This is a genomic window from Calidithermus terrae (genome assembly GCF_003574345.1).
Taxonomy (GTDB): Bacteria; Deinococcota; Deinococci; order Deinococcales; family Thermaceae; genus Calidithermus; species Calidithermus chliarophilus.
This window is the reverse complement of record NZ_QXDL01000039.1, coordinates 1-23,345: the sequence shown is the minus strand read 5'-3', so window position 1 is coordinate 23,345 and position 23,345 is coordinate 1. Positions and strand designations below refer to the sequence as shown.

29 protein-coding genes are annotated in these 23,345 nt (G+C 69.0%); 13 read left to right on the top strand and 16 right to left on the bottom strand.

The annotated features are described in order from the left end of the window. Window positions 1–253, top strand: a 253-nt coding sequence (locus Mterra_RS22190; protein ID WP_170159572.1) for a hypothetical protein, incomplete at its 5' end; no start/stop codon positions are given. A 192-nt stretch (window positions 254–445) separates the two neighbouring features. On the opposite strand, the gene Mterra_RS06500 is transcribed toward Mterra_RS22190, so the two are convergent. The 8 genes from Mterra_RS06500 to Mterra_RS06465 form a co-directional block, all read right to left on the bottom strand. Beyond that, window positions 446–706, bottom strand: coding sequence for a hypothetical protein (locus Mterra_RS06500; RefSeq protein ID WP_119314448.1), 261 nt, complete (start codon window positions 704–706; stop codon window positions 446–448). 6 nt (window positions 707–712) lie between these two features. Next, window positions 713–1,090, bottom strand: coding sequence for a nuclear transport factor 2 family protein (locus Mterra_RS06495; protein WP_170159571.1), 378 nt, complete (start codon window positions 1,088–1,090; stop codon window positions 713–715). Window positions 1,091–1,116: 26 nt separating this feature from the next. Then, on the bottom strand, window positions 1,117–1,734 hold the full coding sequence (locus tag Mterra_RS06490; protein ID WP_218022892.1) for a glycoside hydrolase family 19 protein: 618 nt from the start codon (window positions 1,732–1,734) through the stop codon (window positions 1,117–1,119). 102 nt (window positions 1,735–1,836) lie between these two features. After that, the gene (locus tag Mterra_RS06485) at window positions 1,837–2,469 is read right to left on the bottom strand and encodes an outer membrane lipoprotein carrier protein LolA (protein ID WP_245971547.1); all 633 of its coding nucleotides are present in this window, start codon (window positions 2,467–2,469) and stop codon (window positions 1,837–1,839) included. 169 nt (window positions 2,470–2,638) lie between these two features. Then, window positions 2,639–3,526 carry a hypothetical protein gene (locus Mterra_RS06480; protein ID WP_147372576.1) on the bottom strand — a complete coding sequence of 296 codons (888 nt, stop codon included), beginning with the start codon at window positions 3,524–3,526 and terminating at the stop codon, window positions 2,639–2,641. 58 nt (window positions 3,527–3,584) lie between these two features. Next, a complete protein-coding gene (locus Mterra_RS06475; RefSeq protein WP_119314444.1) occupies window positions 3,585–4,706 on the bottom strand; it encodes an ABC transporter permease in 1,122 nt (373 codons plus the stop codon). Next, window positions 4,703–5,593, bottom strand: a complete 891-nt coding sequence (locus tag Mterra_RS06470; RefSeq protein ID WP_119314443.1) for an ABC transporter ATP-binding protein — start codon at window positions 5,591–5,593, stop codon at window positions 4,703–4,705. The genes Mterra_RS06475 and Mterra_RS06470 overlap by 4 nt, the downstream gene beginning before the upstream one ends. Further along, window positions 5,586–6,167: a TetR/AcrR family transcriptional regulator gene (locus tag Mterra_RS06465; protein ID WP_119314442.1), complete on the bottom strand. Its 582-nt coding sequence runs from the start codon at window positions 6,165–6,167 to the stop codon at window positions 5,586–5,588. The genes Mterra_RS06470 and Mterra_RS06465 overlap by 8 nt, the downstream gene beginning before the upstream one ends. A gap of 89 nt (window positions 6,168–6,256) precedes the next feature. On the opposite strand from Mterra_RS06465, the gene Mterra_RS06460 reads away from it, so the two are divergent. After that, window positions 6,257–7,714 carry an AAA family ATPase gene (locus tag Mterra_RS06460; protein ID WP_218022891.1) on the top strand — a complete coding sequence of 486 codons (1,458 nt, stop codon included), beginning with the start codon at window positions 6,257–6,259 and terminating at the stop codon, window positions 7,712–7,714. 149 nt (window positions 7,715–7,863) lie between these two features. Here the strand turns inward: Mterra_RS06460 and Mterra_RS06455 are convergent, their stop codons facing one another. After that, window positions 7,864–8,415 carry a YbhB/YbcL family Raf kinase inhibitor-like protein gene (locus Mterra_RS06455; protein ID WP_119314440.1) on the bottom strand — a complete coding sequence of 184 codons (552 nt, stop codon included), beginning with the start codon at window positions 8,413–8,415 and terminating at the stop codon, window positions 7,864–7,866. Between the two features lie 113 nt (window positions 8,416–8,528). On the opposite strand from Mterra_RS06455, the gene pgm reads away from it, so the two are divergent. Next, on the top strand, window positions 8,529–10,175 hold the full coding sequence (gene pgm, locus Mterra_RS06450; protein ID WP_119314439.1) for a phosphoglucomutase (alpha-D-glucose-1,6-bisphosphate-dependent): 1,647 nt from the start codon (window positions 8,529–8,531) through the stop codon (window positions 10,173–10,175). 12 nt (window positions 10,176–10,187) lie between these two features. Here pgm and Mterra_RS06445 read toward each other — a convergent pair whose 3' ends face one another. Further along, the gene (locus Mterra_RS06445) at window positions 10,188–10,592 is read right to left on the bottom strand and encodes a (R)-mandelonitrile lyase (RefSeq protein WP_119314438.1); all 405 of its coding nucleotides are present in this window, start codon (window positions 10,590–10,592) and stop codon (window positions 10,188–10,190) included. 311 nt (window positions 10,593–10,903) lie between these two features. Here Mterra_RS06445 and Mterra_RS06440 point away from each other — a divergent pair, with 311 nt between their 5' ends. Then, window positions 10,904–11,818 carry a diacylglycerol/lipid kinase family protein gene (locus Mterra_RS06440; protein WP_119314437.1) on the top strand — a complete coding sequence of 305 codons (915 nt, stop codon included), beginning with the start codon at window positions 10,904–10,906 and terminating at the stop codon, window positions 11,816–11,818. 92 nt (window positions 11,819–11,910) lie between these two features. Here Mterra_RS06440 and Mterra_RS06435 read toward each other — a convergent pair whose 3' ends face one another. Beyond that, entirely contained in the window at window positions 11,911–12,477 is a 567-nt protein-coding gene (locus Mterra_RS06435) for a hypothetical protein (RefSeq protein ID WP_147372575.1), read from the bottom strand. A gap of 341 nt (window positions 12,478–12,818) precedes the next feature. Here Mterra_RS06435 and Mterra_RS06430 point away from each other — a divergent pair, with 341 nt between their 5' ends. The 6 genes from Mterra_RS06430 to Mterra_RS06405 all read left to right on the top strand — a co-directional run bounded on the left by Mterra_RS06430 (window position 12,819) and on the right by Mterra_RS06405 (window position 17,352). Further along, window positions 12,819–13,964 (top strand): acyl-CoA dehydrogenase family protein, encoded by a 1,146-nt coding sequence (locus Mterra_RS06430; protein WP_119314435.1) that lies wholly within the window; start codon window positions 12,819–12,821, stop codon window positions 13,962–13,964. A gap of 35 nt (window positions 13,965–13,999) precedes the next feature. After that, on the top strand, window positions 14,000–14,413 hold the full coding sequence (locus Mterra_RS06425; RefSeq protein ID WP_119314434.1) for a four helix bundle protein: 414 nt from the start codon (window positions 14,000–14,002) through the stop codon (window positions 14,411–14,413). Between the two features lie 53 nt (window positions 14,414–14,466). Beyond that, window positions 14,467–15,213 (top strand): electron transfer flavoprotein subunit beta/FixA family protein, encoded by a 747-nt coding sequence (locus tag Mterra_RS06420; protein WP_119314449.1) that lies wholly within the window; start codon window positions 14,467–14,469, stop codon window positions 15,211–15,213. A gap of 96 nt (window positions 15,214–15,309) precedes the next feature. Further along, window positions 15,310–16,251, top strand: coding sequence for an electron transfer flavoprotein subunit alpha/FixB family protein (locus Mterra_RS06415; RefSeq protein ID WP_119314433.1), 942 nt, complete (start codon window positions 15,310–15,312; stop codon window positions 16,249–16,251). 429 nt (window positions 16,252–16,680) lie between these two features. Then, window positions 16,681–16,947 (top strand): antitoxin, encoded by a 267-nt coding sequence (locus Mterra_RS06410; RefSeq protein WP_119314432.1) that lies wholly within the window; start codon window positions 16,681–16,683, stop codon window positions 16,945–16,947. Continuing rightward, window positions 16,948–17,352 carry a type II toxin-antitoxin system VapC family toxin gene (locus Mterra_RS06405; protein ID WP_119314431.1) on the top strand — a complete coding sequence of 135 codons (405 nt, stop codon included), beginning with the start codon at window positions 16,948–16,950 and terminating at the stop codon, window positions 17,350–17,352. Between the two features lie 3 nt (window positions 17,353–17,355). Here the strand turns inward: Mterra_RS06405 and Mterra_RS06400 are convergent, their stop codons facing one another. The 5 genes from Mterra_RS06400 to Mterra_RS06380 all read right to left on the bottom strand — a co-directional run bounded on the left by Mterra_RS06400 (window position 17,356) and on the right by Mterra_RS06380 (window position 21,101). Continuing rightward, on the bottom strand, window positions 17,356–18,303 hold the full coding sequence (locus tag Mterra_RS06400; protein WP_119314430.1) for a GGDEF domain-containing protein: 948 nt from the start codon (window positions 18,301–18,303) through the stop codon (window positions 17,356–17,358). A gap of 118 nt (window positions 18,304–18,421) precedes the next feature. Further along, window positions 18,422–18,625: a YgaP family membrane protein gene (locus tag Mterra_RS06395; protein ID WP_119314429.1), complete on the bottom strand. Its 204-nt coding sequence runs from the start codon at window positions 18,623–18,625 to the stop codon at window positions 18,422–18,424. A gap of 77 nt (window positions 18,626–18,702) precedes the next feature. Then, window positions 18,703–19,380 (bottom strand): single-stranded DNA-binding protein, encoded by a 678-nt coding sequence (gene ssb, locus Mterra_RS06390; protein WP_119314428.1) that lies wholly within the window; start codon window positions 19,378–19,380, stop codon window positions 18,703–18,705. A gap of 95 nt (window positions 19,381–19,475) precedes the next feature. Beyond that, window positions 19,476–20,606, bottom strand: a complete 1,131-nt coding sequence (locus tag Mterra_RS06385; protein ID WP_119314427.1) for a recombination directionality factor — start codon at window positions 20,604–20,606, stop codon at window positions 19,476–19,478. 75 nt (window positions 20,607–20,681) lie between these two features. Further along, entirely contained in the window at window positions 20,682–21,101 is a 420-nt protein-coding gene (locus Mterra_RS06380) for a hypothetical protein (protein ID WP_119314426.1), read from the bottom strand. Window positions 21,102–21,381: 280 nt separating this feature from the next. On the opposite strand from Mterra_RS06380, the gene Mterra_RS06375 reads away from it, so the two are divergent. From Mterra_RS06375 to Mterra_RS06365, 3 genes are all read left to right on the top strand, one after another. Continuing rightward, window positions 21,382–21,705, top strand: a complete 324-nt coding sequence (locus tag Mterra_RS06375; RefSeq protein ID WP_147372574.1) for a hypothetical protein — start codon at window positions 21,382–21,384, stop codon at window positions 21,703–21,705. Between the two features lie 152 nt (window positions 21,706–21,857). After that, window positions 21,858–22,094 carry a hypothetical protein gene (locus Mterra_RS06370; protein WP_147372573.1) on the top strand — a complete coding sequence of 79 codons (237 nt, stop codon included), beginning with the start codon at window positions 21,858–21,860 and terminating at the stop codon, window positions 22,092–22,094. A 61-nt stretch (window positions 22,095–22,155) separates the two neighbouring features. Further along, the gene (locus Mterra_RS06365) at window positions 22,156–23,040 is read left to right on the top strand and encodes an SIS domain-containing protein (protein WP_119314424.1); all 885 of its coding nucleotides are present in this window, start codon (window positions 22,156–22,158) and stop codon (window positions 23,038–23,040) included. The last annotated feature ends 305 nt before the right edge of the window (window positions 23,041–23,345 follow it).

Below are 23,345 nucleotides of genomic sequence, written 5' to 3'. Positions count from 1 at the left end.
CCCCTGGCCCCCCGACCCCGAGCACTACGTCGAGAACGCCCTGCCGCTCGAGTGGAAGCTCAGCGTGCCCAAAACGGCCAAGCCCGGGGACTACCCCCTGCGCTTCGAGGGCGACGTGTACTTCTGCAACACCGACAAGGGCCTGTGCCTCAAGCAGAAGGCCACAGCGCAGGGCATCCTGCGGGTTGGACGACAGGGCCAGGACCGGGTAGGGGTGATGGAGATCCGGGCGGATAGGCCGTTTGGCTTTTAGCCCTCAGCCCTCAGCGGTAGACCCCTCCCCGCGTATCCCCCCAAGCCCCCCTTGCCAAGGGGGGTGCAGAAAGGGCGTTTGGCGTACGACGTACGACGTAGGACACGCGTCTTGCGTCTTGCGTTTGGCGTCTCGCGTTTTGCGTACGACGTAAGACGCACGACCCAATGCGCCCACCCCACGCCCGGCGTACTATTTCTTCTTACGCCCACCGGCCCGGGCAGTCCTGGCTTTGGCCCGCCTGCGGTAACGGCGGATGGGGCGGGTGAGGGCGATGGGGTCGTCGGAGAAGGCGGTGCGCAGCACGTCGCGGGCGTAGGCGGTGGTGAAGCCGGGGCGGCGGCCCTCCAGCAGCGCCAGCGCTTCCTTGGCGGCCTCGGCGATGCGGCGCAGGCGGGCGTTCTCGGCCTCGAGGGCGGCGAGGGCGTCGGCGGGCGGGGCGGGGTCGGGCATGGCGGCTCACTCCTGGGGGGCCTGGGTGGTCTGCGCGGCCACGCAGAGCCAGCCCTGCGGGAAAAGCACGTAGACCTGGGTGGTCTGGAAGTACGCGTCGAAGACGCGGCCCTGGTGGGTGGCCCGGTCGTGCAGCCGCGCGACCAGCACGGCCGCCTCGCCGTAGACCTCGACCTGCACCTGCTCGAGCTCCTGCTGCTCCCAGCGCACGTCGCCCAGGCTCACGTAGGTCTCGAGATACTCCTCCAGGCTCAGCCGCGCCCCGCCCGCGTTCACGTAGGTGAAATTCGGGTGCGATAGGCGCTCGAGCGCCGCGCGGTCCGCCCGCACCAGCGCGGCGGAGCGCTCGAGGGCCGCCTGTAAGACCGCGTCTTTGGGGCTCACCCGACCATTGTAGTCCAGCCCGGCGCTCAGGCGGGCTTCCCGGTGAGGCAGAGGTAGAACCTCTTGCCATAACCCGCGACCCGTTCGGCACGGTCGAGGCCGTTGATGATGCGGCGGGCGTTCTTGTAGTCGGTCTTGGCGTCGTTGAAGTAGTCGGCGAGGCACTTGCGGGTGAAGAGCCCCTCCACCATGCCCACGAAGAGGATCTGCACGGCGATGCCCAGGTCCAGGGCCAGCGAGGGGTTGTCGTAGAGCTGCCGCCCCAGCCCGATGGCCCGTCCCAGGCGCTCGTAGTTGTAGCCGTGGGTGATCTGCACCAGCCCCCGCCCGAAGTAGCACTGCCCGTTGGCGTGGGGCAGGGCGTAGTTGCGCTTGATCCTGCCCTGCTCGAAGAGCTTCGTGACCGCGCGCACCGAGTCGGCGTCGCTCTTGCAGAAGCCCTCGCGCACCGGGGCCATGGTCGCGCCGGTCTCGTGGTAGGCCGTCGCCAGGGCGTAGGCCAGCCAGCGCAGGTCGCTGAGGCTCGAGCGCTCCCAGTAGTCGAACATGGCCCCGAAGCCCTCCGCCTGGCCCTGGCGCAGCCGGTTGGTGAACTGCTGGCGGTAGCGCTCGAAGAAGTGCTTGCGGGCGATGGGCAGGGGCATGATCCCCCAGCCTACGGCGGCGGGCGTGCGGGGGCGTCTCGCCGGCGTCTCGCGAAAAGAAAGGGCAGGCCATGGCCTGCCCTGGTCCGGTTGCCCCGCGCCCTACTTCCGCACCACCTCGGCGTCGGCGGGGTACTTCTTGAGCTGCTTGGCGGTGAGGTTGACCCGCTTGAAGCCCTTGAAGGCCAGGTCGGCCACGGTCTTGCCGCCGGCGTCCTTGAGGGTGAGGGAGAGGGGGCGGGGGTCGGCCTTGAGCACCAGGATCTCCAGGCTGCTGTAGCCCTGGGTCTTGTCCTTGGGCGTGCCGGAGAGCTTCCAGGCCGCGCCCTCGGCGGTGCGCTCCTCGCCCAGCAGCTTCAGGCTCACCTGCTCGCTGAGCTGGTCGAAGTCGCCCAGGCTGGTGAGGTTGACGCCCAGCCCCTGCACGTTGGCCTTGGCGCGCGGCTGGATGATGAGCTGGTTGGTGAGGAAGAGGTAATTCCACACCTCCTTCTCGGAGATCACCACGAAGTTGCCCTCGAGCGCGCCCGGCTTCTTGAACTCCACGCGCGCGACCTGCTCCTTGCCGGGCAGCACCTGCAGGCGGAACTCGACGTCCTGGCTCGAGCCGTCGGGTAGCTGGGCCTTGCCGCTGACGGTGGCCTCCCAGGGCGATTTCTCCAGGTTGGCCTGGACCTGCTTGGTGATCTCGGCGGGGCTCTGGGCCCCCACCCAGCTCAAAGCCAGGAACAGCACCCCGAGGAGGGCGCGTATGGCCTTCGGCCTTTGGCTATTGACGATCGACCATCGACCATCGACGTATTCGGACGTTTCGCGTTGGGCGTTGAGCATTCAGGTTCCTCCGTTTCCCTCCCGTCAGGGTAGGGCAGGGGAGATGAGTCGGATTTGACCGCGGCGAGAACGGTCAGTCGAAGGTGAAGGTGTAGCGTAGCCACACCGTCCAGCGCCCGTTGGCGTTGTCGTAGGTCACGTCGCCGCGCAGGCTCTCGGCCTCCAAGGTGGCGGCGGCCTCGAAGGGCACGCCGCCCAGCGGGAAGGTGGTCATGAGCCGCAGGCGAAGCTCCTCCTGGAACAGCCCGAGCTCGAGGCGGTTGACCCAGCCCAGCCGCAGCGTGGCGTCGAGCAGGGTGCCCTCCTCGCCCAGCTCGCCGCGCCAGCCCAGCAGCGCGTAGGCCCCCACCCGCAAGCCCAGGCCCGCCAGGTAGGTCGCCCCGCCCTCGCGCAGCGCCCAGCTCCCCTCCAGGCCCAGCGCGGAGCCCTGGAAGGCCGCGCCTGCGACGTCGCCCGCGTAGGCCAGCGAGGCCCGCAGGGTGTTGGCGGGGTCCAGGCGGTAGCTGGCGTTGAAGTTCCCGGCGAAGCCGCTGAAGTTGCGCTCCCCCGCCCACAGCGCCGCGCGGGGGGCCGAGGCGTAGCCGAGCCGGGCGTCGAGCCCGAACTGCGCCACGCTGCCGCGCAGGTAGGCCTCCGCGCCCCAGCCCAGCGGCTGCAGCCCGAAGCCCACGTCGGCCCGCGCCCCGAACACGAAGCGCCCGGCGGGGCCGAACTCGAGGTCGTCCTCCACCCCCAGCCCCAGGCTGTCGCGCTTGAGCCGGGCGCTCAGGGTGAGGCCCCCCGCCTCGAGGCTGCCCTCGAGCGTCGGGCTGATGTACCCCGGCGCGGCGAAGACGCCCACGCCCAGGCTCTGCGCCTGCCCGGCGGCCGACAGTGCAACTCCAAGCGCCAGAAGCAGCGCGAAAATCCCGCCCCGCGACCCGCCCCCAGCCTTCGGCGTGGGGCGTTGGGCGTTGGGCATCTTGCGCCTTGCGTACGACGTAGGACGTGCGACGTTTGACACCATTCCAAGCCCCAATCTACACCGCGAGCTGCTTGCGGAAGCGGCTCGAGGCCAGCACCAGCACCAGGCCGCCGAAGACGCTCAGGGCCAGGAAGTCGAGCCACAAGAACTCCCAGCCCACCCCCCGCAGCATCACCCCGCGCAAGCCCTCGATGAGGTAGCGGGCGGGGACCGCGTAAGACACCGCCTGGAACAGCGCGGGCATCCCGTCGATGGGGAAGACGAAGCCGGAGAGGAAGATGGTGGGGAAGGCGTAGGCGAAGGTGCCGAACACCGCCTGCACCTGGGTGCGCGCCAGCGTCGAGATCAGCACCCCCACCCCCAGCGAGCCCACCAAAAACAGCAGCATCAAGAGCAGCAGCCAGCCCAAGTTGCCCTGCACCGGCACCCCGAAGACCCAGTGGCCCAGCGCCAGCACCAGGAGCGCCACCCCGAAGGAGATGCCCAGGTAGGGCAGCACCTTGCCCAGCACCACCTCGTAGGGCTTGACGGGGGTGGCGATGAGGGTCTCCATCATGCGGCTCTCGCCCTCGCGCACGATGGACAGCGCGGTGAGCAGCACCGTGAACTGGGTGAGGATCAGGCCGATGATGCCGGGGATCATGAACCAGGCGGTCTTGTTGTCGGGGTTGTAGAGGGTGTGCAGCGAGGGGGTGAGGGGCGGGGTGACGGCCTGCCCGGCCAACGCCTTGCCCGCCAGCAGGCGGCCGTTGAGGTCGCCCAGCGCCTTGCGCAGGGCGGCCTGGGCCTGGAAGGCGAAGTTGGGGTCGGAGCCATCCACGTAAACCTCGACCACCAGGCTCTTGTCCTGCCGCACCGTCTGCAGCGCCCCCTCGGGGATCACCAGCCCCACCCGCGCGCGGCCCTCGTCGATGGCCTCGGGCACCTCCTGCGGGCTTCGCGCGGCGTGGGTGAGGCGGAACTTGTCGTCCTTGCCCAGTTCCTGCACCAGCGCCTGGCTGACGCGGTCGGCGGAGCCGTCGTAGACCGAGAGCCGGATGCCCGAGAGGGTGAAGTTGATGGCGTAGCCGAAGAGCAGCATCATCATCACCGGCAGCCCCACGATCAAGCGGGGCAACACGTGGTCGCGCCGGATCTGGGTGATCTCCTTGTGGGCGACGGCCAGCACCCGGCTCACCGGGCACCTCCCGCTGGCGGCGCCGCGCCCTGCCGGGTGAGCACCACGAACACGTCCTCGAGGCTGGGCATGGCCGGGGCGAGCTCGAGGGGGGGCTGGGCGCCGGGCTCCAGGATCAGCCGCACCCCGTCGCCGCTGGGCCAGGCCTCGAGCACCCCCGGCTGGGCGCGCAGGGCCTCGGGGCTCGCCTGGGTGCGAACGAAGGCGAAGCGGGCCTGGGACTGGGCCAGGGCCTTGAGCTCGGCGGGGGTGCCCGTCGCCAGCACGCGCCCGCCGTAGAGCAGGGCCAGCCGGGTGCAGCGCTCGGCCTCGTCCATGTAGTGCGTGGTCACCAGCACGCTCGCCCCGGCCCGCGCCTCCTCGTGGATCAGGTCCCAGATGGCGCGGCGCGAGAGGGGGTCCAAGCCGGTGGTGGGCTCGTCGAGGAACAGCACCCGGGGGCCGTGCACCACGGCCTGGGCCAGGGCCAGCCGCTGCCGCCAGCCCCCCGAGAGCGCCCCGGCCAGCTTCTGGGCGAACTCCCCCAGCCCGAAGCGCCCCAGCGTGCGCTCCACCGCGGGCCGCACGGCCTTGGGCCCCAGGTAGAGCCGGGCACGGAACTCGAGGTTCTCCCGCACCGTGAGGTCGCGGTACACCGAGGCCTCCTGCGTGGCGTAGCCGATGGCGGCCTTCACCCCGTCGGGCTGCCGCCGCACGTCGAGCCCGGCCACGCTCGCGCGGCCCTCGCTGGGGGGGAGCACCCCGCTGAGGATGCGGATCAGCGTGGTCTTGCCCGCCCCGTTGGGCCCCAGCAGGCCGAAGACCTCGCCGGGGCGCACCTCGAGGCTCACCCCCTCGAGCGCCCGGAAGCCGCCGAAACGCCGGGAAACCCCTTCTGCGCTAACCATTTCCCCTCCTCCCTTCCAGGAAGCCCCGCACGTGGGCTTTCAGGTCGAACTCGAGCCCCAGGTGCCAGATCCCGCCCAGCATCCTGCGGGCGAAGAGCGGCCCGGCGAAGCCCAGCGCCAGTTGCTCGGGGCTCTCGGCCCGGTGCAGCCGCCCCGCGGCCTGCTGCCGGGCGAAGAACCCGGTCACCGCGCCGAAAACCCGCATGACCCCGGGGGGCGGCCCCTCCCCCACCAGCTCGGGGTGACGCAGCAGCTCGGGCACCAGGCGCAGGATCAGCCCCCCTTGACGCTGGATGAGGTCGAGGTAGTTCTGGCCGAGCTCGAGCAGGTCGGCCTCGAGGTCTCCGCTATCGGGGGGAACGACCTCGGCCAGGGGGGGCGAGAACTGGGCCACGGCGGCCTTGAGCAGTGCTTCCTTGCTCTCGAAGTGGCGGAAGAGCGTGACCTCGGTCAGGCCGGCCCGCTCGGCGATGGCCCGGGTGGTGGCCCCCTTGTAGCCCCGCTCGACGAGCAGCTCGAGCCCGGCCTGCAGGATGCTGGCCCGGGTGGGGTTGGGCTCTGAAAGTAAGTACATACTTACATAGTATGAACCCTGAGGGGACCGTCAAGCCCCTCGGGTCGAAATCGCGCCGTGCGGGCCGGGGGCTCCACTACACTGGGCCCATGTTGGTCTTCAGCGACTTCTTCACCGACAACAAGAACGAGTGGTCGGTGCGCGACTCCAAGGAGGTGTTGCTCGCCCTCGAGAACGGCTGCTACGTCTTCGAGCACAAGCGCTCGGAGGGCAACTGGCTCTCGTGGTGCGGCACCAAGGCCGACTGGGGCCGGGATTTCCGCCTGCACGTGATCCTCGAGAAGGTGAACGGGGTCAACGACTACGGCTACGGCCTGGTGTGGGCCCTGCGCGACGCCGACAACTTCTACTCCTTCCTCATCAGCGGCGACGGCCACTACCGCATCGACGCCTGCGACAACAACGAGTGGACCACCCTGCAGAACTGGACCCGCACCCCCCTCGTGCAGCAGGGCGACGCGGTCAACTGGCTCACCGTGGTGCGCCAGGGCGCCGAGGTGCGCTTCTACATCAACGACCAGCACGTCGAAACCAAGCCGGCCGCCGACTTCGAGAAGGCCTTCGGCAGCGCGGTGGGCTTCTACCTCAACCGCCAGATGCGCGTGCGCGTCCACGCGGTGCTGCTGCTGCAGGGCGAGGTGAGCCCCGAGGAGGACCCCTCCGCCCTCCAAGCCCCCGACGACGACAGCCTCGAGAAAGTCCTGGCCGAGCTCCACGCCCTCATCGGGCTGAACCACATCAAGCAGGAGGTCCAGACGCTCGTCAACTTCCTCTTCGTGCAGACCGAGCGCAAGAAGCGCGGCCTCTCCACCATCCCCCTCTCGCTGCACATGGTGCTCACCGGCCCGCCCGGCACCGGCAAGACCACCATCGCCCGCCTCGTCGGCCGCATCTACCGCCACCTGGGCTTCTTGCAAAAAGGCCACGTCGTCGAGACCGACCGCGCGGGGCTGGTGGCGGGCTACATCGGCCAGACCGCGCTCAAGACCGACGAGCAGGTGAAGAAGGCCCTAGGCGGCATCCTCTTCATCGACGAGGCCTACGCCCTGGAGCCCGAGGGCGCCACCTTCGCCGACTTCGGCCAGGAGGCCATCGACACCCTGCTCAAGCGCATGGAGGACCACCGCGACCAGTTCGCCGTGATCATCGCCGGCTACGCCGACGAGATGGAGCGCTTCTTGGAGTCCAACCCCGGCGTGCGCTCGCGCTTCTCGCGCTACTTCCACTTCGACCACTTCAGCCCCGGCGAACTCCTCGCCATCTTCGAGAAGTTCGTCACCGACGCCGGCTACCGCCTCACCCCCGACGCCCGCTCGGCGGTCGAGGGGGCCATCCACCAGGCCCACGCCGTGCGCGACCGCACCTTCGGCAACGCCCGCTTCTGCCGCAACCTCTTCGAGGACATCGTGGCCGAGCAGGCCAACCGCATCGCCCGCTCCGACATGGCCGCCCTCTCCGACGCCGACTTGCAGCTCATCACGCTCGAGGACATCCCCAACGCGGCGGCCGAGGCGGCGCAGCTCAGCGGGAAGCGGTCGTTGAATTAAGGTCGATGGCCGATAGCCGATAGCCAAACGCAAGACGCTAGACGCGGGTCGTACGTCTTACGTCGTACGTCCTGCGCCCTGGCCCTAGACCCTTGACCCTCGACAAACCACGAGCTGAAAGCTGACCGCTGACTGCTTACGGCTTGCCGCTACCGCCCGTAGACCGCCGTGAAGCTCGCCTTGGCGATCGCGTTGCCGTTGATGTTGAAGCCTACGAGGGCCTGGCTGGCGCTTGCGGGGAGCTCGAGCTTGTCCACCTTGAGGGCGTAGAGGGTGAACTCGTAGCGGTGGGGTTTGTCGCCGGCGGGTGGGCAGGGGCCGCCCCAGCCGGGGGTGCCGAAGGAGGTCACGGCCTGGACCGCGCCGGCGGGGAGGCCGCGGCCTTCGGGGTTGCCCGCGCCCTTCTCGAGCCGGCTGACGTTGGCGGGGATGTTGTACACGATCCAGTGGGTGAAGCCGCCCACGCCGGTGGGCGCGTCGGGGTCGTGGACGATGAGGGCGAAGCTCTTGGTGCCGGCGGGGGCGCCCGACCACTCGAGCGCCGGCGAGACGTTCTGCCCGCTGCAGCCGAAGCCGTTGTAGACCTGTTCGGCCTTGATGGTCGAGCCCGCGGGGACGTCGGGGCTGGTGAGGGTGAAGGAGGTCTGGGTCACGCCGAGGGCCAATAAAGCCAGCAATCCGAAGCCGAGTGGCTTGAACATGGTTTGCTCCTTTCGCACTGATTCTACCGCCGGGCCCGGTTGCCCGGGCTTACCCGGGGCGCGGGAGCCGCAGGGAGGGGAGGCGCGATAAAATCCGGACAACAGGAGGCTACATGTCCGTACATCCTCTGGCCGGCAAACCTGCTCCGCACGGCATTCTGGTCAACATTCCGCGCCTGCTCGCCAGCTACTACGCCCTGCAGCCCGACCCCGCCGACCCCTTGCAGCGGGTGGCTTTCGGCACCAGCGGGCACCGGGGGAATTCCTTCGCCGGGACCTTCAACGAGGCCCACATCCTCGCCGTCGCGCAGGCGGTGGCCGAGTACCGCGCCCAGCAGGGCATCACCGGGCCCCTGTTCATGGGCATGGACAGCCACGCCCTCAGCGAGGCGGCCTGGGTCAGCGCCCTCGAGGTGCTCGCCGCCAACGGGGTCGCGGTGCGGGTCGAGAAGGGGCGGGGCTACACCCCCACCCCGCTGGTCTCCCACGCCATCCTCTCCTACAACAAGGGCCGCAGCGAGGGCCTGGCCGACGGGATCGTGATCACCCCCAGCCACAACCCGCCGCAGGACGGGGGCTTCAAGTACAACCCGCCGGGCGGGGGCCCCGCCGACACCCACGTGACGAAGGCCATCCAGGAGCGGGCCAACGAGCTCCTGCAGGACGGGCTGCTCGAGGTGCGGCGCGAGCCGCTGCGCGAGGCGCTGCAGGACGCCGAGGAGTTCGACTTCGTCACGCCCTACGTGCGCGAGCTCGAGCAGATCATCGACGTCGCGGCCATCAAGGCCGCCGGGGTGAGGATCGGGGTGGACCCGCTGGGGGGCTCGAGCCTCGCCACCTGGCAGCGCGTCGCCGAGCACTACGGCCTCGACCTGACCATCGTCAACGAGCGCATCGACCCCAGCTTCTCCTTCATGACCGTAGACAAGGACGGCAAGATCCGCATGGACTGCTCCTCGCCCTACGCCATGGCCTCGCTCATCGGGCTCAAGGAGCACTTCGACGTAGCCATCGGCAACGACCCCGACGCCGACCGTCACGGCATCGTGACCCGCGACGGGCTGATGAACCCCAACCACTACCTGGCGGTCGCGATCCACTACCTCTACCCGAACCGCCCGCAGTGGGGGCCCCGGACGGGCATCGGCAAGACCCTGGTCTCCAGCAGCATGATCGACCGGGTGGCGGCGGCCCTGGGCCGCGAGCTGGTGGAGGTCCCGGTGGGCTTCAAGTACTTCGTGGACGGCCTGCTGAACGGGACCATCGGCTTCGGCGGGGAGGAGAGCGCGGGGGCGAGCTTCCTGCGGATGGACGGCTCGGCCTGGAGCACCGACAAGGACGGGATCATCCTGGGCCTGCTGGCCGCCGAGATTTTAGCCAAGACCGGCAAGAGCCCCAGCGAGCACTACCGCGAGCTCGAGGCCCGCTTCGGGGCTTCGGCCTACAGCCGCATGGACGCCGAGGCCAACCCCGCCCAGAAGAAGGCCCTCGCCAGCCTCTCGCCCGAGATGGTCACCGCCACCGAACTCGCCGGCGAGCCCATCCTCGCCAAGCTGACCCGTGCCCCGGGCAACGACGAGCCCATCGGCGGGCTCAAGGTGGTCACTGAGAGCGCCTGGTTCGCCGCGCGGCCTTCGGGCACCGAGGACGTGTACAAGATCTACGCCGAGAGCTTCCGGGGGCCCGAGCACCTCGAGCGGGTCCTGCAGGAGGCCAGGGAAGTGGTCAACGGGGCCTTCCGGGCGGCGGGGGTGCTGTAAAAGGACCGGGGCTCAGAGCTTGTATTCCTCGTCCGAGACGTGCTCGAGCCAGTGGGCCGCCACCCCCTCCTCGCTGGCCTGCACCGCCAGGTGCACCATGGCGTGGGTGGCGCAAGCCCCGTGCCAGTGCTCCTCGCCGGGCGGGATGTAGAGGGTGTCGCCGGCCTTGATCTCGAGCACCCCCTCCCCCCGGCGCGCGAACCAGCCGATCCCGCTCTCCACGTGCAGGACCTGCCCCTTGGGGTGGGTGTGCCAGGCGGTGCGGGCGCCGGGGGTGAACATCACCCGGTAGACCTGCAGGTGCATCGGCGCGGGGCTGTGGACCAGTTCGCTGATGTAGACCCGCCCGGTGAAGTACTCGGCGGCGCCCTGCCGGGTCGGGCTTTGCGGGACGAACTTCCTCCAGGGGTTTTCCATGACCCAATCTACCCCCTCAGAGGCCCCACCCGGACACCGCGCCGTGCGGCGCGAAAGCGGCTACCCAGGGGGCTCGAGGCCCGGCTTCATGCCCCACGACGCCCCTCCTTCCCGCTACGTGATAGGATGGGCGAGCCATAGCGGAAAGCGTCTACTTTTCGAGGAGGTGGGGCAAAGCGGGAAGCCTGAGGCCGAAAGCGGGGAACTCCGGAGCCGTTCGCCGCTGGCCTCGCCTGCCGCCTTCAGCCATGAGCGTGAACGGCGCCCTCGGCAAGCGGAGCCAGGCCCGGCCGGCGGTGGGGGCCTAGCCCGTGGTCTCGCGCGTGCTGGCGGTTGTGAACCCCAACTCGGGGCAGGGGGACTCGGGCTTCGAGCGCTTCGCGCAGGCCGTGCGGGCGGCGGGGGTGGGGCTCGAGGTGCGCGAGCTCGGCCCCGGCGCCGCCCTCCCCGGCCTGCTGCGCGACGCCGAGGGCTTCGACGCGGTGGTGGCGGCGGGCGGCGACGGCACCGTCTCCGGCGTGGCCCACGCGCTCGAGCGGCCCGAGGTGCCCGTCCTGGCCTACCCGGCCGGCACCGCCAACCTCATCGCCCTCAACCTGGGCATGCCCTCCGACCCCGAGGCCCTGGCGCGGGTGCTGCTGGAGGACCCCGTGCGGCAGCGGGTGGACCTGGCCCGGCTCAGCTACCGCGACCCGGAGGGGCAAGAGCGCACGGCCGGCTTCACCATCGCCGCCGGGACCGGCTTCGACGCCAAGCTCATCGCCGACTCCGAGGCCCTCAAGCCCCGCTTCGGGGTGGGGGCCTACGTGCTCAGCGCCCTCTCCAACGCCAACCCGGCGGTGGCCGAGTTCCGCCTCGAGCTCGACGGGGAGGTGCTCGAGACCTCCGGCATCGGGGTGGTGGTGGTCAACTTCGGGCGCATGCAGCTCGGCCTCAAGATGTCCCCCTACGCCGCCCCCGACGACGGCCTCCTGGACGTGGTGGTGCTCAAGGCCCGCAGCGCCGCCGGGCTCCTGCCCGAGCTCATGCGCCAGATGGCCGAGCGCCTGGGCCTCGCCACCCCCGAGGTTGACGAGCGCCTGGGCGTGTACCAGGTGCGCCGGGTGCGGGTCGAGGCCATTCCCAGCCTGCCCCTGCAGTTCGACGGCGAAAGCCTGGAGGGCACACCGCCGCTCGAGGCCCACGTCCTCCCCGGCGCCGCCACCTTCCTCAAGCCCCCCGCCTGACGCCTGCGCGAGAACGGGGCGGGCCTCGAGGCCCGCCCCTCCGGGAGTCTTTTCCGGCTATCCGCGATCGACCATCGGCTACCGGCAGCCCATCAGAACCGGTACGCCAGCCCCACGCCCAGCCCGAACGCGCCCACGTTGCCGGCGAAGGTGGTGTGGATCTCGCCGAAGGCCGACAGCGGGCCGCTGATGTCGAAGTCGAGGCCCAGCGCCGCGGTGCCGGTGAGGGCGTTGCCCAGGCCCAGCGCCAGGCTGCCGTAGAGCATCATGGCCTCGCTCAGGTCGAGCTCCACGCCGGTGAGCAGGCCGAAGCCGACCGAGGGCGTGGCGCCGCCGAAGCCGAGGGCGATGGTGGGGCCGAAGTAGAGCCCGCCGTTGGCGATGGCGAAGGTGGCGACCGGGCTCACCGCCAGGCTGCCCACGGTGGGGTTGCTGAAGAGCATGGCGAGCTCGGCCCGCGCGCCGAGGTTGACGCCCGGGGCTAAGTACATCAGGTTGTTGAGCGAACCGCCCGCGACGATCCCGGCGCCCACCCCGCCCGAGAAGCCGAAGGAAACCCCGAAGTTGGCTCGAGCCGGGTCGAGCGCGTCCGCCGCCAGCGACGCCGAACTCACCCCGAGCACCATCCCCGCGACCAGCAGCAACCGTTTGAGTCTCATGGCTATCCCTCCCAATGCGTCGGGCAGAAAGGCCGTGTGGGCCGTCCCTGCTCTGGGGCCAAGGTAGACGCGAGGGCTGAAGCCCCTCTGTCGTAGGACTGAGCCGCGGCTGATTTGTGACGTTTTTTCTGCACCTGCGGCGTGATACGATATATAAATGTGCTTGCAGGCCGGGGGATAAAAACTTATACTCGGTCAAAGTAAGCGGGAGCAGTGCTGTTGCTGTGTGTAAAAATGACGACCGGAGTACACAGAGGAGGTGAAGTGGAGCGGAGGAGTTGGTCACGGCTCGAGCGCCGCCCGAGGGGCGGAGGCCGTGCCCGGCTCGCCGCCGTACGCCCATGCCCATCGACTTCAGCCTGACCGACGAGCAGAAAGAGTTGCAGAAGCTGGCCCGGCGCTTCGCCCGGGAGCAGATCGCCCCCGTGGCCGCCGAGTACGACGCCCGCGAGGAAGTCCCCTGGCAGGTCGTTGAGAAGCTGCACGAGGTGGGGCTACTCAACGCCATCATCCCCGAGGAGTACGGGGGGCTGGGGCTGGGGATGCTCGAGGAGGTGATCATCGGCGAGGAGCTGGCCTGGGGCTGCATGGGCATCTACACCATCCCCATGGCCTCCGACCTGGGCATCACCCCCATCCTGCTGGCGGGCTCGCACGAGCAGAAGCAGCGCTTCTTCAAGCGCCTGACCGAGAAGCCCGCCCTGGCCGCCTTCGCCCTCTCCGAGCCCGGCAACGGCTCCGACGCCGCCGCCCTGCGCACCCGCGCGGTGCGCGACGGCGAGCATTACGTGCTCAACGGCACCAAGACCTGGATCTCCAACGGCGGGGAGGCCGAGGTGGTGGTGGTCTTCGCCACCTTCGCCCCCGAGCTCAAGCACAAGGGGGTGTTGGCGCTGGTGGTCGAGAAGGGCACCCCCGGCTTTAAGGCCAACAAGCTGCACGGCAAGATGGGCCAGCGCGCCAGCGGCACCTACGAGCTGGTCTTCGAGGACTGCCGCGTGCCCGCCGCCAACCTGCTGGGCGCCGAGGGCGACGGCTTCAAGATCGCCATGAACACCCTCAACAAGACCCGCATCCCCGTGGCCGCGGGCAGCGTGGGGGTGGCGCGGCGGGCGCTCGAGGAGGCCGCCAAGTACGCCAAGGAGCGCGAGGCCTTCGGCAAGCCCATCGCCGAGCTGCAGGCCATCCAGTTCAAGCTGGCGGAGATGAGCATGGGCGTCGAGACCGCCCGCGCCTACACCTACTACGCCGCCTGGCTCACCGACCAGGGGCTCCCCCAGGCCCACGCCGCCGCCATCGCCAAGGCCTACGCCTCGGAGATGGCCTTCGAGGCCGCCAACCAGGCCATCCAGATCCACGGCGGCTACGGCTACATGCACGAGTACCCCGTCGAGAAGCTGTTGCGCGACGTGAAGCTCAACCAGATCTACGAGGGGACCAACGAGATCCAGCGGCTGATCATCGCGCGGCACGTGCTGAGCGGGTAGCCGATAGCTGATAGCTAGAACAGAGCCAAAAAGCTATGGGCTATCCGCAGCGGGCGAAGCAAGCGACCATGTTGAGCGATAAGAGCTATTTCGGGTTCGAGAACCTCGAGGTCTACCGGCTCGGGTGCGAATTGGTGGTGAGCGCATACAGGCTGGCTGAGGCGCTGCCGAGCCGGGAACAGTTCGACCTGACGTCGCAGCTTTGCCGAGCGGCCACCTCGGTCTGTCCGGACATCGCGGAGGGCAAAGGAAGGGGATCGGATAAGGACTTTCTACGGTTCTTGTACATGGCTCGAGGCTCCCTGCTCGAGACGGTGAGCGCTGCCCACCTGGCTACAAAGCTGGGATTTGTCGAGGCCCAGGTGGTCAAGCCGCTTTACGAACAGGCCAGCCTGCTCAACGGTAAGATCAACGCGTTCATACGGCTGCTCGAGGCTCCCTCGCCTTAAGCTATTGGCTATCGGCTATCGGCAACCCGCGCCGAAGCGAAGTGGAGGTATACGTGAAGTTTGTTGCGATCGTACGTCAAGTCCCCGACAGCGAATCCCGCCTGAAGATCGACGGCGGCAAGGTCGATCTCTCGGGCGCTACCTTGATCCTCGACCAGATGGACGAGTACGCGGTGGAGGAGGTCATCCGGCTGCAGGAGAAGCACGGCGGGGAGAGCGTGATCGTGGCGCTGGGCCCTGAGCGCTTCGAGGAGGCCGTGCGCACCGCGCTGGCGATGGGCGCCGACCGCGCCGTCCACCTGGTCCAGGAGGGCTACCTCGACCCCATCAGCCAGGCGCAGGCGCTGGCCGAGGTGCTGCGCGAGGAGGCCCCCGACGTGGTGCTCACCGGCGGGCAGCAGGCCGACTGGGACTCCCAGGCCCTGGGCCCGGCGGTGGCCGAGGCGCTGGGCTGGCCGGTGGTGGCCTGGACCACCGCGCTCGAGCTCGAGGACGGCAAGGCCAAGGCCAAGCACGACCTCGACGAGGGCGCCGAGGTGGTGCGGGTGGGCCTGCCCGCCGTCTTCACCACCCAGCAGGGCCTCAACGAGCCGCGCTACCCCACCCTGCCCGGCATCATGAAGGCCAAGCGCAAGGAGCTCAAGAAGGTGCCCGTCGCCGCCGCCTCCAAGGTGGAGGTGCTCGAGCAGACCATCCAGGAGCGCACCCGGCTGAACAAGGTGCTCGACGGCACCAAGGACCCCCAGGGCGCGGCCAGCGAGCTCGTGCGGCTGCTGCACGAGGAAGCCAAAGTGATTTAGATGAAAAGGGGAAAGGTGGCGGGTCGGGCTCGTGGTTCTACTTTTGGCCTTTTCACCTTTTAGCCTTTTGACCTTCTCCAGACACCGGAGGTTCGAATGATCCTGGTAGTTCTTGAACACGACGGGGCCCGCCTGCGCAAGGGAGCCCTCGAGGCCGTCACCCGCGCCCGCCAGCTCAGCGCCTTGGGCGCCGTGAGCGGCGTGGTGATCGGCGAGAACTTGGGCGCGGTGGCCGAGGAGGCCAGGCGCTACGTCTCAACCGTCTACGTGGCCGAGGTGGGCGCCTACACCGCCGAGAAGTGGGCGGCGGCGGCCTACGCGGCGGCCCAGAAGGCCGCCGCCAAGGTGGTCATCGCCACCGGGGGCCGCCAGAGCCGCTCCTGGAGCGCTAAGCTGGCCTACAAGCTCGGCGCGGCGCTGCTGGAGGACACCCTCGAGACCTCCACCGACGGCTCGAGGGTCGTCGCCACCCGCTACAGCTTCCTCAACCGCGTCACCGAGAAGCAGGCCGCCGGCCTGCCCGTGGTGATCACCGCCAAGCCCAACACCACCCCCCTGGCCGAACCCCAGGGCGAGGGCGGCGTGGAGAGCCTCAGCGTCGAGCTCCCCGCCCCTCAGGTGGAGGTGCTCGAGCGCGTGGTCGAGCAGAAGAAGGGCGTCTCCCTCACCGAGGCCACCGTGGTGGTGACCGGCGGCCGCGGCCTGGGCTCCCCCGAGGCCTTCGCGGGCGTGGAACAGCTCGCCGACCTCCTGGGCGGCGCGGTGGGCGCGACCCGCGCCGTGGTGGACGCGGGCTGGCGCCCCTACAGCGAGCAGGTGGGCCAGACCGGCAAGACCGTGCAGCCGGGCGCCTACATCGCCCTGGCCGTCTCGGGCGCGGTGCAGCACCAGGCGGGCATGAACAAGAGCAAGTACATCGTCGCGGTGAACAAGGACGCCGAGGCCCCCATCTTCAAGATCGCCGACTACGGCATCGTGGGGGACGTGCACCAGGTGCTCCCGGCGCTGCTCGAGGCGGCGAAGAAGCTAAAGGACTAAGATACATCTTTTTGTGACCCCCCAGTGAGGGACTGGGGGGTTAGTCTTAAGACTATAACCTTATTTGCTATGCAACGCGAATATGCTCACAGAGTTATTTTGGCTAAGGCAATAGAGGGTTTCCGTCGCCTGGCTCCGAAATAGGAGGAAGAGTTGACTGGGGCTGTTTTTCTCGCATTGAACCGGAATCCTTTCCAAAGCAGCGTAGCAGCCGAGGAAAATGATCCAAGGGATACTAGTAATTTGCTGAAGTCTCTTGCTGACAGTGTGCCTGAAATATTGAAAAGACTTGGAAGATAGCAGTAAGGCAGTTAATGCTCATCAACCTACGTGAGAAGCTAAGCGGCTTCGGCTTGTGCCGGGATCAGACTTTAGCTTTCGCGGCGAGCCTCCCACTCTGGGTATACACTCCTGGTATATACTGACCCCATGCCTCAGCCCAAAACCACCAAAGTTTTCAAGAGCGGCAACTCCCAGGCCGTACGCCTGCCCAAGGAGTTCCAGTTCGACGTGGACGAGGTGGAGATCTTCCGCCGGGGCGACGAGGTGGTGCTGCGCAAGAAGCCGGGGAACCTGGCGGGGCTGTTCGAGGCCCTGGCGGCGCTGGGCGAGGGGGAGCCCTTCCTGCCGGAAGGGCGTCAGCAGCCACAGGCTCAGGAGCGCGACTTCTCGGGCTGGGACAAGGACGACCGCTGAATGCGCTACCTGCTCGACACCGACATCTGCATTCACGTCGCCCGGCACCGTCCACGGCAGGTTCTGGAGCGCCTGCGGAGCCTCGAGTACGGCGAGGTCAACATCTCCGTCATCACGGAGTTCGAGCTGACCTATGGCGCGCTCAAAAGCGCTGACCCGCAGGGTAAATTGGCCCAGGTAGAACTCGTCACGCGCTTCGCCCCGCCTCTGCCCCTGGACTCCTCGGCCGTTGCCGCAGCCGCGCGCATCCGCCTCGAGCTCGAGCGAAAAGGGCTCAGGATCGGCGCGTACGACACGCTCATCGCCGCCCAGGCCCTCAGCTCGGGCCTGACGCTCGTCACCAACAACGTGCGGGAGTTCGGGCGGGTGGAGGGGCTGAGGGTGGAGAACTGGCTCGAGCCCTGAGCCTCAGGCCGTCACCGCGCCCTTGTGGGCGTACATGTGCCGGTCGGCGAGGTGGAGGAGCTGCTCGAGGTGGTGCCCGTCCTTGGGGAAGTTCGCCACGCCCAGGTTGGCCCGGACGCTCACGTGCCCGGCGGTGGTCTGCAGGCCCGCGTCCAGCCGGCGCTCGAGGCGCTGAACCAGCGGGCCGGGCTTGCCGATGACGGCCAGCACGAACTCGTCGCCGCCGTAGCGGATGACCAGGTCGCCGCTGCGCTGGTTGGAGCGGCACACCTCCACCACCCACACCAACACCTCGTCGCCCACGGAGTGGCCGTAGGTGTCGTTGATGGCCTTGAACTGCTTGAGGTCGATGAAGACCAGGGCGAAGGGCTGGCGCTGGGCCACCCAGGTCTCGAGCACCTCGAGGCCGCCCCGGCGGTTGAGGGCCTTGGTCAGGGGGTCGGTGGCGGCGTGGCGGTTGAGCTGGGAGAGGGGCTTGGAGAGGGTGTAGGCGATGACGGCCAGGCCGATGGCGTGGAGCAGGCAGTAGCTCCAGGTGGGCGCAGCGCCCGCCGCGCCGGCGAGGGCGGCCCCGGCGAACAGGGCCAGCCAGTGGCTGCCCACCAGGACGAGCACGTCGCGCGGGGAGTTGTACCAGATGAGGGCCGCCACCAGCGACATGTAGCTCACCGCCACGAAGGGGCTCGAGCCCCCGCCCGAAGCGCCCAGCAGCAGCACGATGGTCAGTCGGTTGACGTAGAAGTTGAAGCCGGGCAGCCCGGGCCAGCGCCGGGGGATGCCGAGGGCGGTGATGACGACCTGGACCGCGATCACGGCGAAGACGCCCCACATCAGCGCGTGGTTAAAGCCGAAGGGCTCGGCGGCGTAGATCACCAGCAGGGAGATCCCTAAGGCGACGCGTAAGAGCAGGCTTTGACGAACTTCTTGCCAACTGGCGAATCCCCCCGGCATCAAGGCCAGGGTAGCACGGCCGCCGGGGCTGCCCCGTTCAAAACACTATGTTGCTTAAACTGGCCCGTCAGGGAAAGCCCCCGGCAACGCCGGGGGGGAGGTAGGGGGACCGGAGCGCTCAGGCGGCTTTACCTCGGGTGTTGATCTTCAGCGCGGCCCAGACCGGGCAGAAATTGAGGCCGGCAGTCGCCACCATGACCGCCCCTAACAAGCCGAACACCCACTGCCAGACCCCGTTCACGCCGAAGAAAGCGATAAGGAGGAACGCCACCGCCAGCACGTAGCGGATGCGTTGGTCGGCGTAGCCCACGTTGGGAATCAACGTCGCCCCCTCGCCTTTAAGGCTAGCGCGAGGGGGCAGGTACGAATGCCTTGAGAGGAATGTCCCCTCTGCGGCGCTCAGGCGGCCTTGGCGCCGGCGTTCAGGCGCTCGAGCGCCGTGACCTTGCCCACCTCCACCAGGCGCTTGTAGCGCTTGGTCTTGCTCTCGCGGTCCTCCCAGACCTCGGTCTTGAGCGCGCCCTCGATCATCACCTGGCTGCCCTTCTTCAGGCTCTTGAAGGGCTCGGCCAGCTCGCCCCAGGCCTCGAGCTCGACGTAGTGGCTCTTGCTGGCCTGGCCGTCCCAGGTCGAGAAGCCGAGCTGGGCCTTGGCGATGGGGGTCTTCATCGAGGTCTGGCGCAGCTCGGGGTCGGCGGTGAGGCCGCCGATGAGGAAGACCCGGTTGTCGGCGCCGTAGAGGACGGGGCCCTTCTCCTCCTCGCGGACGTCGGCGCCCTCCAGGCGGTGCAGCTCCTCGCCGACGACGCGCAGCCTCGAGCCCTTGCGCCCGTCCACCTCCCAGCTCTCGTACTCCAGCCGCCCGCTGGCCTGGTAGGCCGCGCCCTCCACCAGGCTCTGGGCCCAGGCCTCGGCGAGCTTGCCGTAGAAGGTGAGGTCCACGCGGGTGAAGACGAAGTTGTCCTTGACCGGGCGCTTGCCCACGAGGGCGATCTCCAGAAGGGGCGTGCCCCTGGGGGTGTAGCGCAGTTCGTGGCGGCCGAGCACGCCGCTGGCGAGTACTAGGTTGGCTCCCATTTCATCCCTCCTGTTTCGGGGTGGGTCAAGCAGGCGGTTGCCGTAGCTGAGCAGGCCCAGGAGCCACCGCCACCACCTGCGGGCTGAAGCTCTTCTCACGCGGCTTCCTTGCCCTTGCGCTGTTCGTAGAGGTAGGCCATGGCCTTGCGGGCCTGGAGGCGGGTCATGGCGCCGGGCTCGGCCGGCGCCTCGAAGCCCAAGGCCTCGTAGTCGGCGGCCCGCAGGTACTTGAAGGCGAAGCCCGCGTAGCGCTGGTCGGTCTCGCCGTGGCGGGAGACGGGCTCGTTTTGGGTGGCCTCGAGCTCGTCCACGTAGGCCTTGAGGCGCCCGTAGGCCTGCTGGGCCTCGGCCTCGCTGATGCGCTCGAGGGTGCGCAGCACCTGGTAGTACTTCTCCACCGCGTCGCCCAAGATGTAGTGCTTCTCGATGGCCTCGTTGAGCAGCAGCGCGTAGCGGGCGCGGACGGCGATGTTCTCCTCCACCCCCACCTCCGGCGAGGCGATGACCTTGCCGTGGGCGTCGGTGATGACGAAGCCCTGCACCTGCTGCTTGGCGGCCCCGGCGGCGTGGCGCTTCCAGGGGTCGCGCAGCGCCTCGAGGGTCTCGGGCGCGTCGCGCAGCTCGATGCGGCTGGTGGGGAAGCCGTCCTTGCCCTTCGACACGTTCACGGTGAGCAGAAAGGGCACCCCGGTGAGGTCGCCGCCGGCGGCCTGCTGCAACTGGCGCAGGTAGCCCTCGGCCCGGCTCACCGCGCTCATGCCCTTGATGTCGATCTGGTAGACCCCGGCGCTGGGCACGCCCACGACCTTGAAGCTCAGGATGCCGATGGGGCGGCACTGCGCGGGCTCGGTCTTCTCGCCCTTCTTGGCGGGCTGGGCGAAGGGGCAGCCCCGGAGGGCGCAGTCGCGGGCCTTGAGGCTGCCGTCGGCCTGCACCTCCTGCCCCACGACGCCGTCGCCGCGGCACATCAGGCCCGAGCGGGCGTAGCGCTTGTAGTAAGGGTCCCAGGTGGCCTCGGAGAGGTTGTCGGGGAGGTAGACGAGCACCTGGGCGGGCTTCTCGCCGTAGAGGGCCTGCACCGGCTGCGCCCCGTCAACGATGCGGAAGTGGTCGAGCGCGGTGGGCTTTTCGAAGCGGCGGCCCCCCCGCTCGACGGTCTCCTTCATGCCGATCTTGAACTTCCCGATACGGACGTACCGGGTGCGGGTGTTGAGTCCTTGGATCATGTGGCGGTCCTTTCTCGCGGGCGGTTTGCGTTGCGGTCTGAGGGGCTGCGGCCGGTAGCGCGGGCTACCGGCGGTCTACGCGGCCTTGCGGGCGACGTTGCTGCCCAGCCAGCTCACGAAGTCGGCCAGCATCTGCTGGGCCTCCTTCCAGGTGTGGCCGGGGTCGTGGGCGGGTACGCCCTCGAGCTCGATCTGGGTGGCGCCGGCCTCCTTGAGCGCGGTGAGGGCCTGCTCGCGGGTGGCGGCGTAGAGCCTGCGCTCGCGGCGGTCGAGGAGCAGCAGGCTGCCCTCCAGCCGCAGCAGGTGCGGCTTGACCGAGGGGTGCGCGGCCCAGATCAGGTAGGCCCAGGAGTTGCCCGAGCCCGAGCTGTGCCCGTCGTCGTACATCAGGGTGTCGCTGCCGGGCTCGAAGTAGAACACCACGCGGGGGGCGAGGCCGGGGTAGCCGAGGATCTTCTCCAGCTTGGGGTGTAGGGGGATCTCGAGTTTGGTCATGGCTGTTTCCGTTTTTGTCCTGTGTCCTGTGGCTTGGTGTGTGAGGGGCTCGAGTCGGCGTTCTTGGCGTCGCGGCTGGTGGCTCCTGGGGTCGGCCCTCCGTCGAGGTTCTACGTCATGGGTTGGGGTTGAACCTCGTGATTTAGTTTATAACATAATGACGGCTATGTCTATACCATAATGACCCATGCCACACACGTATTGAACCCTACGTGTTATGTTGTAAGCTAAACACCTCGAGCCCTCGGGGCGAGGGGGCGTGAACGTGAAGGAGGCCGCCATGTACGAGAGCGAACGGGGAAGGCAACGCTACGCCGGGGAGGACCGCCCACAGGACCTGGTGGCGCTCGAGCCGCCGCCCCTGCCGGAGCCCGACGAGGACACCCAGGAAGTGCCCGCGGTGGTATTCTTTGCCGCCCGGGCCAGCACGCCCGAGCTGCACGTGGCCTACCGGGCGCTGGAGATCTGGCTGCTCGAGGCCCCCTCCCTGCCCCACGAGCGTGAGCTGGCCTGGCGGATGCACCACGCCCTCGAGCGCGAGCTCGAGCGCCGCGTGCGCGAGAGCATCTGGCCGAGGGGCGAGGAGGAAGCCCTGCCGTTTTGAGCACCCCACCGGCAGCTTCCCGTCACGGCCGGCCCCGGTGTGCGCCGAATCGGCCCGTTCGTGCGGCTAGAGCTCCCCGCGTGGGCCCCAGGATGGGGTTGAATCCGTCGAAGGCACTTAGAACAACGTTTGCCCATCCGAGAAGAACGCCTATGAGACGACTCGTGATCGAACTCAAAGACCACCCCAAGCGCTCCATCACCCTCATGAGCGGGGAGCGGATGGACGCGGCCATCCGCAAGTACGCCCCCCACCTGCGCGGCCTCGAGCCCGTGCAGGTGTTCGTGCAGGAGTACGACCCGCGCCTTTCGACCCGCTTCCGCTACACGCCCGCGCCGCAACTGCTCGAGCTGCTGCGCCGCGAGCTGCGCCAGGCCCCCGCCGCCTGAGCCGGCCCGCCCGCCGCCGAGCTCTGGCCGAGGCTCATCAAGCGCTTTGTACACTGAATCGATGCGCGACCTGGATTCGCAAGAGACCTACCTGGCCGACCGCATGGGCCTGGCCTTCGAACTGCGCGACCTGGTGGGGAGCGGGCCGGTGCCGCAGGCCGCCTACGCCCCGCCTTACGGGGTGGTGGGCTACGGCGAGGCCTGGTGGGCGGCGCGGCTGGCGAGGGACTGGATCGGGGCGGAGTTCACCGAGCGCGGCACCCAGTTCGTGCTCGAGGGCGGCTACGACCTGGGGCAGGCCCTGAGCGCCGGGCTCTACGCGGGGGCCGGCGCCGAGGTGGTGCGGCTGGGCTACCGGGAGGAGGTCGAGGTGCAGGTGGCCGCCCACCCGCTCTCGCCCTACCGCTACCTGCGCTTCTTGCTGCTGGCGACCGGGCAGCGGGCCGAGCTCGAGCGCGTGGACCGGGCGCTGCTGCTCGAGCGGGAGCGCCTGCGCCCGGAGGTGGGCCTGGACAAGAACCCGGCCAAGTTCCTGGCCTACTCGCTGCTCGAGCGCACCCCGCTTTGGGTGGTGCCCGAGCGTTACGCGGGGCTGGCCCAGGCCATGCAGCAGACCTACGCCCGCATCGGCAAGAGCCTCTCGATCACGCCGCCGCCCTCGGGGCTGGAGTTCTTCCTCACCGGTCTCGAGGCCCGTCACGAGCAGGGCGACCCCATCGCGGCGGTGCTGCTGGGCGACGACGAGCGCAAGCGGGTGAGCCAGGAGATCTTGGAGAGCCGCGTGGACACCCTCATCGAGCTGCCCGAGCCCGAGGCCGAGGGCACCCTGGCGAAGGCCCTGTGCTACTGGTACCGCGTCGCCTGGGCGAGCTACTACGTGGCCTTGCTCTACGGGGTGGAGCCGGGCGACTGGGAGGTGCTCGAGCGCCTGCGCGAAGCCACGTGAGCGCTTGAGTTTTCTCTTCTGTGCAAGGAGCGGGTGTTTTGCGGTGGTTTGGTTTGGTGACCCCCGCTCCGCCGTCAGGGGAGCGAGGGGGAGGCCATTCCACATGGCGAGGGCATCGCGGTACGCGACCCGGCGTACGCCGGAAACCTGCTCCCCCTGGGCTCCCCCGAGGGACTCCAGGTTACCGGCAGAGCCGGTATGGCCTACGGCCACCCCCTCGCGGGCATGCCGCCGGGCCTCAGTGCCCGCGTATGTGGGGGTGCGGGCCGCACCTTGACCCGGCGGCATGCCCGTCTGCGCCACCC